Consider the following 11945-nt stretch of genomic DNA (forward strand, 5'->3'; position numbering starts at 1 on the left):
CACAAGGTACGGCAGCCCATCTTTATAGAAAACAAAAGCCCCCGGACATAAAAGTCTGAGGGTTTTCTTCATTATATAGAATGATTTATGGCAAGCATCCCCCGCAGGAGCGGAAGCAGACCGGCAAGCTGCCTATCCTAAAGCAAAACTAAAAGGCCATTAGTATAATAATAAGCAAAAAAAGTCCTGCGCAGCATCTTAAATGCACGCAGGACTATGAAACTTGCTATGAAATTTTCGGTTTACAGGTCTTCCCCATCTTGCTGAATCGCACCCTTAACCTTGTTCATGCGCTGCCATACATAGGCAACGGCAATAAGCGCAACACCGATACCGTCGGTAAATACGCCTGGGATAATCATGCAGATACCGCCAACGAGGAACAGAATACGCTGCGGAATGTTCAGCAGATTGTTGCAGAAGCCGATCATCGCCATGGAAGCACCCCACATACCGACAATCGCGGTGAAGGCGCTGTAGCAGATGGTGAACGGAGTTGCGTTGATCATCAGCAGCTCAGGTGCCAGCACGAAGATGTACGGAACGATGAACGCTGCAATCGCCAGCTTAGCAGCGATAACGCCGGTACGCATCGGGTTAGCACCGGCAATACCTGCGCCGGCATAAGCAGCCAAGGCAACAGGCGGTGTAACGTCAGCAACGATACCGAAGTAGAACGCGAACATATGCGCTGCCAGCACCGGTACATTCATCTGCACCAGAGCAGGTGCTGCAATGGTAGATGTAATTACATAGTTAGCAGTTGTCGGCACGCCCATGCCAAGAATCAGCGAAGTGATCATGGTGAAGAACATTGCCGGCAGCAGATTACCGCCTGCCAAATCTAGCAGAGCAGTGGCAATCTTCAGGCCTACGCCGGTTTTGGTAACAACGCCGATGATGATACCTGCGGTTGCACAGGCAATCAGTACGCCAAGCACGCCCTTGGAGCCGTCAATGAGGCCTTGGACGATTTGCTTGAAGCCGATGCGGGTGGATTTACGCAGGCAGGCGCAAACGATGGTCAGCACGATAGCTGCCAAAGCAGCACGCATAGGAGTATAACCGCTTACGAGCAGGTAAACGATAACGATTAACGGAATAGCCAGATGGCCTTTTTCGAGGAACAAAGTCTTGAACTTCGGCAGCTGGTCACGCGGAGTGCCCTTCAGGCCGAACTTTTTAGCTTCGTAGTGAACGCCCAGCCATACGCCGATGTAGTACAGCATTGCCGGGATAACGGCAGCCTTAACAACATCAAAGTACGGTACGCCTACAAACTCTGCCATCAGGAAGGCTGCAGCGCCCATTACAGGAGGCATCAGCTGACCGCCGGTAGAAGCAGCAGCCTCAACAGCGCCCGCAAAAGCCGGACGATAGCCAAGCTTTTTCATCATCGGGATGGTGAAAGCACCGGTGCCGGCAACGTTACCAACGGAGCTGCCGGAAACAGTACCCATGAGGCCGGAGGACAGTACGGCAACCTTCGCCGGTCCGCCTGCTGCCCAGCCTGCGATTGCGTTGGCAATATCAATGAAGAATTTGCCCAGGCCGGTGGTTTCCAGATATGCACCAAAGAGGATGAACAGATAAATAAAGGTAGAAGATACACCCATAGGCGTACCGAAAATACCCTCGGTAGTGAAAAACAGATGGTCAAACATTTCCTGCACGCCAACGCCGCGATGCGCCAGAATACCGGGAACGTAAGGGCCTAAGAAGGCATACAGCATGAAGCAGAAGGCAACGATAATCATCGGCCAGCCTACTACGCGGCGCGCTGCTTCAAATACCATAATCGTACCGATAAGGCCGACGATGAAGTCGGTTTCCGTGTTCATGCCGGCACGCAGCACCAGCTCCTGATAGTTGACAACCAGATACATGGCAGTGCCTGCGCTGAGCAGTGCCAGGAAGGCATCAAAGGGATGCATCTTGCTGCGGGACCAGGAATGTCTGCTGGGATACAGCAGGAAAATCAATAAAAAGCCGAAGGCTAAGTGAATAGCACGCTGCAGATGCGCATCCAGCACACCGAAGGTGGCTGTATATAATTGGAAAAGTGCAAACAGAATACAGATTGAGGAAATAATTTTACCCCACACACCTGTAAGCTCACGCTTGTCTGATTCCTTGTCAAATTTTTGCAATACCTCTTCTGCTGAAAGCTCTCTTACTTTCTTTTCTTTTTCAGACATGGGTATCAGCTCCTCTCATTTAATATAATAAAACCTAAAAGTACCGTTCCAGCCAGTACTGATATCGATACATGGCCTTCACCGTTACCGCAGTCCCCTGCCCGTACAGAGCAATCAGATCGTAGCTGTCGCCGCCGTGGACAATGTGCGGCATTGCCTGCTCGGATATACGCAGGGCAACCTCCTTATAGGGGCGGTTCATCTCCATATCAAACTTGCCGTCGGCAGTCTGCGTCAGCTTGCCGTCGGCAGCGGAATAAGGATAACCCCAGCCCAGCGAGGAAAAGCGGGTGTGCGTCATGGTCATGTTATTTGCGCCGTTAACCCTGAAATAATCATTCCAGGCAGTTTTTTCCACCGAATGCGTCAGGCTGATGTACCATTCATCACCTGCCGCTGTGGCAAAAGTAACAGCTCCCGAAGCTCCCTCAGGTATAATAGCCACCACCAGGCGCGTACTATACCACCCCAAAAGCATTAAAACAACGCTTATAATAATTACTAAATTCTTTACTGGGAAAAAAGACCGGCCACCGGCAAACGCCGGTTTCCGGTCTTTGAAGTTCGGCATCATTTAAAATCCTTATTTTTCGTTAAAGAATTTTTCAGCACCCGGGTTCAGCTTAATGGACATGCCGTCTTTAGCAGTATCTTTGCTGATAGCATTTGCTGCGGAGTGAGCGGATTTCATACGGTCAAGGTTGCCGTACAGAGCTTTAGCGATTGCATAAGCGGTGTCTGCATCCATTTTGTCGGTTACTGCCAGCATGCATTTTACTGCTACTGCGGAAACGTCAGCATCCTGCTTCGGATAAGTACCGGCTTTGATAACCAGCTTGGTGTAGAACGGATATTTTTTGATCAGAGAGTCAGCCTTGTCAGCATCAACCGGAACCAGTACAACGTCGTTCTGAGTTGCGATATCCTGAATAGCAGCGGTCGGATGGCCTGCGGTTACGAAGGCAGCATCAACGTTGCCGTCCTTCAGAGCACTTGCAGCTTCACCGAAGGACAGGTATTGAACCTTAATATCATCATATTTAATGCCATATGCTTCCATAATCTGGCGAGCGTTAGCTTCGGTACCGGAGCCTGCAGCACCTACAGCGATGCGTTTGCCTTTGAAATCAGCAACAGATTTGATACCGGATTTTTTCAGGGTTACAATCTGTACGGTTTCCGGATACAGAGTTGCAAGACCTTGCAGGCCGGCAACCTGTTTGCCTTTGAACATTTCAGTGCCGTTGGCAGCATAGTAAGCAATATCATTTTGAATAAAAGCAATTTCAACCTTGCCTTGGCTGAGCAGGTTTACGTTTGCTACGGAAGCGCCGGTAGATTGTGCAGAAGCATTGGTACCCGGAATATTTTTATTCAGGATATCAGCAAGAGCACCGCCTAACGGGAAGTAGGTACCGGAGGTACCGCCGGTAGCAATGTTAATGAATTTTTGAGCAGCAGGTTTTTTATCATCTTTCTTATCTCCACCGCCGCAGCCGGCAATCATAGTAGCCATAACCATGATACCAAGTAAAAAAGCCAAGAGTTTTTTCATAAGAGTTCCCCTCCTTTAATATACATATGTGCTAAGATAACAAAATTCACACAGCAACATATTGTTATTCTTCTTATTCGTCAACATTGTGTAAATTCCTGCTAAAAAATCGACAGAAATGTCATGTATACAGAATACATTCAGCATAAAAATGCAGATTCCATGAAATATTCTTGCTATTTTTTGATTATTAATACAGCTTTTCTGCATAAATTGCTGTGGAATCATTTCATTATAGATTCATTTTGCTTATTTCCGTAATCTATGTTACAATAATAGCGTTATGTTTATTGCTTTTTTTGATAAAGCGAGAGTCATCAAAAACATCTTTTTAAGGAGTGAATAATATGAGTTCCGGAGCTTATTCTTTAAGACTCGCTCGTACCCTGTACGAAAATGTTTATCATGCTATGCTGTACAATGAAAACCAACAGCCTATCGGTGATCTGGAAATTATTCCGAACATCCCTCTCGACCGCAGCCAGGTTCCCGAGGATGCACCGGAAGTACCGGCTTATCTGCTGGTAATCGTAAAAGACGCTGATATCAACAAGGACAACCTGATTGATTTCGAAGAGCGTGCTTCCTATGCTCTGCTGAAACGCTTCTCCACCGAGGTTATCAACTTCCAGCACTGCAAATTCTACTATCCGTCCCCTGCCTTCATTTTTGAACAGCCGGACGCAGTAAACGGTGGCACTGAGCCAATGCCGCTGCAATAATTTAAACCGAAAAACTCCGCTCCCTGCTGCCTGTGCAGTAAGGAACGGAGTTTTTTTGTTCCCACACTTTTGTAATCAAGCCTCTGCAGCTGCCTTGGCAACCGCTTCGGACATACTCTTGACGTATTCGTAAACGTGCTCGGGAGAAGCCTCGCCGTATTGTGCCACGATTTTTTCAATCGCACTGCCTACAATAGCGCCGTCGCTGGCCTTAGCCATTTTATAAGCCTGCTCGGGAGCAGCGATACCGAAGCCTACAGCCACCGGTATATCGGTAGCCTTGCGCACCTCTGCCACAATGCCGTCGATATCGGTAGTGATGTTGCTGCGCACGCCGGTAACGCCTAAGGAAGAAACTACATATACATAGCCTTGGGCAACAGCGGCGATTTTCTGGATGCGGTCCTTGGAGGTTGGCGCAATCAGCGGCACCAGAGCAACGTGATGCGGTTCGCTGAACGGACGCATCTCCTCGCGCTCCTCGTACGGTATATCCGGTATGATAACGCCGTCTACACCTGTTTCTTCGCAGCGGGTAAAGAATTTTTCCGCACCGTAGGCATAAATCGGATTAGCGTAGGTCAAAAATACCAGCGGTACCTGTGTTTCCTCGCGAAGCTCCGCTACGAGATCAAAAATTTTATCGGTAGTAGTGCCTGCAGCCAACGCACGCATATCCGCTTTTTGGATAACCTCGCCCTCAGCCACGGGGTCGGAGAAGGGAATGCCGAACTCAATTAAGCCTGCACCGCCCTTAATCATGGCTCTCACCAGCTCCTTGGTTGTAGCAAGATTGGGATCGCCAGCGGTCACAAAGCCGATAAATACCTTTTTCTTTTCGTCAAATGCCTTTTGTATTCTATTCATGTAAATCAACTCCCATATAACGTGCGATTGCGGCAACGTCCTTATCACCGCGGCCGGAAATATTTATAACCATAATCTTGTCCTTCGGCAGAGTCGGTGCCAGCTTCATAGCGTAGGCTACGGCATGCGCACTTTCGATTGCGGGGATAATGCCTTCTGTTTTGGAAAGATAGTTGAAGGCGTCAACTGCTTCCTTATCGGTAGCAGGAACGTATTCCGCACGGCCGATGTCGTGCAGATAAGCATGCTCGGGGCCGATGCCGGGGTAATCAAGACCGGCGGAGATGGAATAAACCGGAGCAATCTGGCCGTATTCATCCTGCAGGAAGTAGCTCTTCATGCCATGGAAGATACCCAGCTTGCCGTTTGCCATGGTTGCGGCGTTCTTGGGATTATCTACGCCCAGGCCTGCAGCCTCTACGCCAATTAAGCGCACGTCCTTGTCCTCGATGAAGTCATAGAACATACCCATAGCATTGGAGCCGCCGCCCACGCAAGCCACCAGCACATCAGGCAGGCGTCCTTCCTTTTCCAGCATCTGCGCTTTGATTTCCTCGCCTATAATCTTCTGGAAGTCGCGCACGATTTCCGGATACGGGTGCGGGCCCATAACGCTGCCCAGAACATAGTAGGTATCCTCAACGCGTTCGGTCCATACGCGCAGCGCTTCGTTTACTGCGTCCTTCAGGGTACCGGTGCCGCTGCTTACGGGCACAACCTTCGCACCCAGAAGCTCCATGCGGAACACGTTGAGCGCCTGACGCTCGCAGTCCTCCTTGCCCATGTAAACAACGCATTCCATGTTCATCAGCGCCGCTGCGGTAGCAGTCGCAACGCCGTGCTGACCTGCGCCGGTTTCGGCGATAACACGCTTTTTGCCCATCTTCTGCGCCAGCAGAATCTGTCCCAGAACGTTGTTGATTTTGTGGGCGCCGGTGTGGTTCAGATCCTCACGCTTCAGGTAAATCTTGCAGCCACCCAAATCCTTGGTCATCTTCTCTGCGTAATACAGGAGGGACGGTCTGTTGGCATATTCGCGGTACAAGCGCGCCAGCTCAGCCTTGAATTCGGGATCGTTTTTAAATTTTTCATATGCAGCCTCTAATTCCAGCACTGCGTTCATCAAAGTTTCCGGCATATATTGACCGCCGTGAATACCATATCTACCTTTTGTCATCGTTATCTCCCCTTACCTCCGCTATAAATGCGGCAATTTTTTCCGGGTCCTTCAACCCTTCTGTTTCTACGCCACCGCTTACATCTACGGCAAAGGCGTTACTGTTTTTCAATACATCTGCAACATTCGCCGCCTCAAGACCGCCTGCTATAAGATACGGCTTATTGATTTTTTCATCTGCCACCAGCGATAAATCAAAACGCTTACCGGTGCCGCCGTACTGCACCTTGGTATAGGTATCAAAGAGCAGGTAATCGCAGGGATAGGCTTGCAGATTTTCAAAGGAGCCTGCGTCCTTCACGCGGACTGCTTTGATAATCGGCAGTTCCGTCTGCAGTCGCAGCCTTTCGCAGTAGGCCGCATCCTCGTCACCGTGCAGCTGGATGATGTCTATCGTCCTGCTTGCTGCCAGGCGTACAATCAAATCTATCTCGGCATTGACGAAAACGCCGACTGCCTTAATCTGCGGGTTAAGCATTGCCTTCAGCTGTGCTGCCTGCTGCTCCGTCACCTCGCGTTTGGTCTTGGCAAAAACGAAGCCTATATAATCGGGCAGCAGCTTGTTGACACACTCTATATCCTGCGCACGCTTCAAGCCGCAGATTTTAACCTTTACCTTACGCATCACGCATCTCCTTCAGCATTGCCGCCGCATCCGCGCTGCGCATCAACGCTTCGCCCACCAGCACCGCCTGCACGCCTGCCTGCTTCAGCGCCTGCGTATCGGCTGCGCACTTGATACCGCTTTCCGCTACAAAAATCTTGCTTGCGGGAATCGCATCCCTCAGGCGCAGGCTGTTTACCGGGTTCACGCTGAAATCCTTGAGATTGCGGTTGTTCACGCCGATGATTTCCGCGCCCGCCGCCAGTGCCTGCTGCACCTCGCCTGCGGTGTGTGCCTCCACCAAAGCGCTCAGCCCCAGCTCCTGCGCCTGCGCCAGGTATTCACCCAGCTGCGCTGCACTCAGCAGGCTGCAGATGAGCAGTACTGCGTCGGCACCGATGCATTTGGCCTCGTAAATCTGGTACTCATCCAGCGTGAAATCCTTACGCAGAAGCGGCAGCTCCACTCTTTGGCGTACTGCCTGAAGGTAAGCATCGCTGCCCTGGAAGAACTGCGGCTCCGTCAGGCAGGAGATGGCTGCTGCGCCGCCTGCCTCGTACTCCGCAGCCTTGCGCAGGTAGATGTCCGTAAAATCGGGGGCAATAACGCCCTTCGAGGGGGATGCCTTCTTCAGCTCGGCGATTACACTCAGGCCGGGGGCAGCAAGCGCTGCCCTGAAATCCTTGCCTTGCGGTCTGCCCTCTGCCTCATCACGCACCGCGTAAAGGCTTTTGTGCGCTTTGAGCGCCCGCACACGCTCTTTGGTATATTCCGCAATCTCATCTAAAATCATAATCTAACCTCTTTAATCAGCTTATTTATTGCTCAGCTCAATCAGCTTTTCCAACGTCTGCAGCGCCTTGCCGCTGTCAATCAGCTCTGCCGCCAGCTTCACGCCATCCGCAAAGCTCTCGGCCTTGCCGCCGATATACAGGCTGGCGCCGGCATTCAGCAAAACTGCATTGCGTTTCGGCCCCTGCGCTCCCGCCAGAATGTCGCGCGTAATCTTAGCGTTTTCCTCCGGCAGACCGCCTACCAGATCAGCCTTGGTGCAGCGCTCCATGCCGAAGTCCTCAGGCTTGATCACGTAATTTTTCATCCAGGCGTCCTTGAACTCGCAAACGGTAGTCGGTGCGCTCAGCGAAATCTCATCAAGTCTGTCCTGACCGTAAACCACCATACCACGCTTAACTCCCAGGTTCATCAGTACCTGCGCCAGCGGCTGAACCAGATACTCGTCATACACACCCAAGAGCTGCATCTTCGGGCTGCCGGGGTTCGTCAGAGGTCCGAGGATGTTGAATACGGTGCGGATGCCCAGCTCCTTGCGGATAGGTCCTACATATTTCATCGAAGTGTGATACTTCTGTGCGAAGAAGAAGCACATGCCGACTTCCTTTAACAGCTCCACGCATTTTTCCGGGTCCTGCTGAATGTTTACGCCCAGCGCCTCCAGGCAATCCGCAGTGCCGCATTTGGAGGAAGCGGCGCGGTTGCCGTGCTTAGCAACCTTCATGCCGCCTGCCGCAGCAACCAGAGCGGAGGTTGTGGAAATGTTGAAGCTGTTGGAGCCGTCGCCGCCGGTACCGACGATCTCAAAGATATCCATGCCCGTTTCGCATTTCAGTGCATGGTCACGCATCGCAGTGGCGCAGCCGGCGATTTCATCGGTAGTTTCCGCCGTAGTGCTCTTGGTAGAAAGCGCTGCCAGAAAGGCTGCATTCTGCGTTGCACTTGTTTCACCGCTCATAATCTCGTTGATTACGTCATATGCTTCGTTATAGGTTAAATCCTCTTTGCCGACGATTTTTACAATTGCTTCTTTAATCATTTTTAATTCCTCCCATAGTTTAAAGCTTTAACATTCTACGAGAAGGCCTATCACAGATTTGTTATACAAAAAAAGCCTGTCCTGAAGCTGCTTAGCTTTTCTAAGCAATTCCAAGGACAGGCTGTAAATACTTATACCTGCGGTACCACCTTGTTTCGCCGCCATTGCGACGCGCTCTCGCAGAGTGCCATCACACTCCTCACCTTTAACGCCGGTGTTGCGTTGCCGAATACTCTCGCCGAAGCGATTTGACAGCACCCTCAACGGTCCATTTATCAGCCTGCATCTCTATCCGGCTTCCACCTGCCCGAACTCTCTGTAAGCGCATCTGCTGACTTGATCTCCGTCTCAACGGTTTGTGGTCTTTTTGAAGTTGTGCCTAGTGTAACACTCTACATTGATAGAGTCAAGAAAATATTACACTTTGCGTACTTCCTATTATTTTGCAGTAAATAATGTAAAGCAGGTTACAGTTTCAAAATAACTGCGCAACAGCAAGCAATGTATATATTACGCAAGTTTTTCTTCTGTATGAGAAAAACTCACTAAAAACTCAAAATTTTTCTTTTCTAAACGAAAAACTTCTGATTTTTAAGCATTGTTTCTTCTGCAGGCGAAAAACTTTTGGATGTAGGAAGCAATATAACTACTTGACTCAATTTTCTTCCAAAAGAAAATCTATGATATTCTTTTGCTCAATCCCATCCTCACCCATAGGGAATTCATCAAGAGTAAGCACATACTTCGGATAGCTGTCATTAATCTTTTTAAGTGGAGCAAATTCACGCTCATATGTTTTTTCATCCAAAACCGATGCAGATACTTGATAATAAATGCGCTTATCCTCTTTTTGAGCAATGAAGTCTACTTCGAGCAGATCTAATTTGCCTATGCTAACCTGATATCCTCTTCGCAAAAGCTCCAGATAAACAATATTTTCAAGAATATGTCCGATATCGCGAGTGCGTTCACCCAATAAAAGGTTACGCAAGCCTATATCAACGATATAATATTTTTCCAGTGATTTCAAAAACTCTTTGCCTTTGATATCATAGCGATTTGCTTCATACAAAATAAAAGCATCTTTTAGTGCTCGAATATAGTTATCAATAGTCCCTGATGTAGTCCTTCTGCCATTACTGTTCAAGGTATCAGCTATTTTTTTAGTTGAAACTATATTTCCTATATTATCAAATAAAAATCGTATTACATCTTCTAAGAGCTTTACGTCTGAAATCCTCTTGCGTTCAACAATATCCTTAAGTAAAACAGTGTTGAATATACCTCTAAAGTATTCCAAGCGAACTTCTTTGTTATCAATAGTTGCAGCATAAGGAAAGCCACCATTAAGATAATATTTATTAAACGCCGTCTTTTTATCTCCACCGACTAATTCCCAATACTCCTTAAACGACAAAGGTAGTATGCTCAGTTCAATATACCTTCCAGACAACAATGTAGATAATTCACCAGAAAGCAAATATGCATTAGAACCAGTAATATAAATATCTACATCATCACGTAAGAACAAACTGTTGATAGCCTTTTGAAACTCTGGAACAATTTGTATTTCATCTAAGAATATGTAATTTTTTTCATTAGGGGATAAGTTTTCCAGGATATGATTATATAAAGCATGATAATCCTTAAGACTTTCCCAACGCAAATCTTCAAAATTTATATATTGACAGCATGAAGGATGCACACCGCTGCTTACTAAAAAATCTCTATACATTTCCAGCAGTGTCGACTTACCGGAACGACGCACACCTGTAATAACCTTGATAATCTTTTTATCTCGCATCAATTTTAGTTTTTCCAAATATGTCTGACGTACAATCATACAAATCCTCCTCTCCCAAACTAGCATTATACTTCTTTGTCCTTTATATCATAACAGAAAGGATAATCCTAGGCAAGTTTTTCTTCTCCATGAGAAAAGCTCATCAAAAATCCAAAGTTTTTCTTTTGTAAACGAAAAACTTCTGAATTTCAAGTACTTTTTCTTCTACAGGCGAAAAACTTTGGAGTTAAAAATTTCTTTATACAAGCGAAAAAAGGCGGCACACTCGCACCGCCCCAAGGTTTCAGGTTAATTTTACTATTTCATACACGCATCACGTGGCAGTCCCAGCTGCTCGCAGATGTCGCCCCATTTTTGCTGACGTGTTTTCATCGCCAGCAGCTCCTCCACGCTCTTGTCGCAGTGGCGCGCCAAGAACATTGCGCGCTTCACCTGATGCGAAGCATAGCCCATGCGCATGTACTTGTCTACCAGCTTTTTATCCAGGCCAAACAGGCGGTGGATGCGGTCAACCTTGTACTCATGCTCGGCACGCGCCAACTTTTCCGGCGTCAGCCCCAGCAGATAATCAACGCGCGTCCACACGTATTTATCGCGCAGCTGCGCCACCTCCTTCACCGGCTTTTTCGCTGCGTAGGCATGCAGGCAGAGCTTTTTCAGCTCCATGTAGCTGATGCCGCTGTCAAAAAGCTCGCCAAGCTCTTCCTTGTCAAAGAGAAAGCTGTCATGCAGGCCGTTCACTGCCTTTTCCTTATCCATAGGCTTCTTGCCTGCGGCACTGGCAGCAGCTCCGCCAACCACGAAAAGACCGCAAAGCATCAGGCAGATTAAAAGCGTTATCTTTTTCATTTTGCACCCCTTTGCGAATATTTAATTATCAAATGAGCATTTTTTTTGATTCTTGCTAAAATTTTCTCCTGTTCATCTTTTGTATAGCCAATTACATCTTTGATTTCGTATTTCGGTAAAACGCATAAAAGGCTGTGAAATCCATCTTCTGCATCAGGTGTTTCCACGTATACTAAAATAGTACCGTCCGCTTTCATTTCCGAATGCGTGTATTCAGTTCCATCATTTAATGTCAAATATGGATAAATCATATTAAGCACCATCCTTTCATACGTATTATAGCATATCTGCAAGTTCAGAAAAAGCTATATAAAAGTGGCGGCGCATTTGCGCCGCCG

The 11945-nt window shown here is 48.1% G+C and carries 12 protein-coding genes; 1 reads left to right on the forward strand and 11 read right to left on the reverse strand.

Features of this window, described 5'->3' with window-relative positions:
• Window positions 1–242: 242 nt before the first annotated feature.
• The 3 genes from HMPREF9443_RS06285 to HMPREF9443_RS06295 form a co-directional block, all read right to left on the reverse strand.
• On the reverse strand, window positions 243–2198 hold the full coding sequence (locus HMPREF9443_RS06285; RefSeq protein WP_009145713.1) for a TRAP transporter permease: 1956 nt from the start codon (window positions 2196–2198) through the stop codon (window positions 243–245).
• Window positions 2199–2232: 34 nt separating this feature from the next.
• A complete protein-coding gene (locus tag HMPREF9443_RS06290) occupies window positions 2233–2670 on the reverse strand; it encodes a DUF1850 domain-containing protein (RefSeq protein ID WP_210684496.1) in 438 nt (145 codons plus the stop codon).
• Between the two features lie 111 nt (window positions 2671–2781).
• Complete coding sequence (locus HMPREF9443_RS06295; protein ID WP_009145715.1) at window positions 2782–3753, reverse strand: TAXI family TRAP transporter solute-binding subunit; 972 nt, start codon at window positions 3751–3753, stop codon at window positions 2782–2784.
• A 347-nt stretch (window positions 3754–4100) separates the two neighbouring features.
• Between HMPREF9443_RS06295 and HMPREF9443_RS06300 the strand changes: the two genes are divergently transcribed.
• Window positions 4101–4475 carry a hypothetical protein gene (locus tag HMPREF9443_RS06300; RefSeq protein ID WP_021719551.1) on the forward strand — a complete coding sequence of 125 codons (375 nt, stop codon included), beginning with the start codon at window positions 4101–4103 and terminating at the stop codon, window positions 4473–4475.
• A gap of 75 nt (window positions 4476–4550) precedes the next feature.
• On the opposite strand, the gene trpA is transcribed toward HMPREF9443_RS06300, so the two are convergent.
• From trpA to HMPREF9443_RS06340, 8 genes are all read right to left on the reverse strand, one after another.
• A complete protein-coding gene (trpA, locus tag HMPREF9443_RS06305) occupies window positions 4551–5342 on the reverse strand; it encodes a tryptophan synthase subunit alpha (protein ID WP_009145718.1) in 792 nt (263 codons plus the stop codon).
• Window positions 5335–6519: a tryptophan synthase subunit beta gene (trpB, locus tag HMPREF9443_RS06310; protein ID WP_009145719.1), complete on the reverse strand. Its 1185-nt coding sequence runs from the start codon at window positions 6517–6519 to the stop codon at window positions 5335–5337. The genes trpA and trpB overlap by 8 nt, the downstream gene beginning before the upstream one ends.
• Entirely contained in the window at window positions 6506–7144 is a 639-nt protein-coding gene (locus tag HMPREF9443_RS06315) for a phosphoribosylanthranilate isomerase (protein WP_009145720.1), read from the reverse strand. The genes trpB and HMPREF9443_RS06315 overlap by 14 nt, the downstream gene beginning before the upstream one ends.
• Entirely contained in the window at window positions 7137–7916 is a 780-nt protein-coding gene (trpC, locus tag HMPREF9443_RS06320; protein WP_009145721.1) for an indole-3-glycerol phosphate synthase TrpC, read from the reverse strand. Before trpC ends, HMPREF9443_RS06315 begins: the two co-directional genes overlap by 8 nt.
• Before the next feature lie 21 nt (window positions 7917–7937).
• Window positions 7938–8954 carry an anthranilate phosphoribosyltransferase gene (trpD, locus tag HMPREF9443_RS06325; RefSeq protein WP_009145722.1) on the reverse strand — a complete coding sequence of 339 codons (1017 nt, stop codon included), beginning with the start codon at window positions 8952–8954 and terminating at the stop codon, window positions 7938–7940.
• A 655-nt stretch (window positions 8955–9609) separates the two neighbouring features.
• Window positions 9610–10797, reverse strand: a complete 1188-nt coding sequence (locus HMPREF9443_RS06330) for an ATP-binding protein (protein ID WP_040565158.1) — start codon at window positions 10795–10797, stop codon at window positions 9610–9612.
• Window positions 10798–11055: 258 nt separating this feature from the next.
• Window positions 11056–11607, reverse strand: coding sequence for a hypothetical protein (locus HMPREF9443_RS06335; protein ID WP_009145724.1), 552 nt, complete (start codon window positions 11605–11607; stop codon window positions 11056–11058).
• Window positions 11604–11858, reverse strand: coding sequence for a hypothetical protein (locus HMPREF9443_RS06340; protein WP_040565160.1), 255 nt, complete (start codon window positions 11856–11858; stop codon window positions 11604–11606). Before HMPREF9443_RS06340 ends, HMPREF9443_RS06335 begins: the two co-directional genes overlap by 4 nt.
• Window positions 11859–11945 lie beyond the last annotated feature (87 nt).

It is taken from the genome of Phascolarctobacterium succinatutens YIT 12067, from assembly GCF_000188175.1.
GTDB lineage: Bacteria > Bacillota > Negativicutes > Acidaminococcales > Acidaminococcaceae > Phascolarctobacterium_A > Phascolarctobacterium_A succinatutens.

Coding starts and splice junctions, on each gene's coding strand:
- HMPREF9443_RS06285 (WP_009145713.1), bottom strand. CDS start 2,198: ATGTCTGAAAAAGAAAAGAAAGTAAGAGAGCTTTCAGCAGAAGAGGTA.
- trpB (WP_009145719.1), bottom strand. CDS start 6,519: ATGACAAAAGGTAGATATGGTATTCACGGCGGTCAATATATGCCGGAA.
- HMPREF9443_RS06340 (WP_040565160.1), bottom strand. CDS start 11,858: ATGATTTATCCATATTTGACATTAAATGATGGAACTGAATACACGCAT.
- trpC (WP_009145721.1), bottom strand. CDS start 7,916: ATGATTTTAGATGAGATTGCGGAATATACCAAAGAGCGTGTGCGGGCG.
- HMPREF9443_RS06295 (WP_009145715.1), bottom strand. CDS start 3,753: ATGAAAAAACTCTTGGCTTTTTTACTTGGTATCATGGTTATGGCTACT.
- HMPREF9443_RS06330 (WP_040565158.1), bottom strand. CDS start 10,797: ATGATTGTACGTCAGACATATTTGGAAAAACTAAAATTGATGCGAGAT.
- trpA (WP_009145718.1), bottom strand. CDS start 5,342: ATGAATAGAATACAAAAGGCATTTGACGAAAAGAAAAAGGTATTTATC.
- HMPREF9443_RS06315 (WP_009145720.1), bottom strand. CDS start 7,144: ATGCGTAAGGTAAAGGTTAAAATCTGCGGCTTGAAGCGTGCGCAGGAT.
- HMPREF9443_RS06335 (WP_009145724.1), bottom strand. CDS start 11,607: ATGAAAAAGATAACGCTTTTAATCTGCCTGATGCTTTGCGGTCTTTTC.
- HMPREF9443_RS06300 (WP_021719551.1), top strand. CDS start 4,101: ATGAGTTCCGGAGCTTATTCTTTAAGACTCGCTCGTACCCTGTACGAA.
- trpD (WP_009145722.1), bottom strand. CDS start 8,954: ATGATTAAAGAAGCAATTGTAAAAATCGTCGGCAAAGAGGATTTAACC.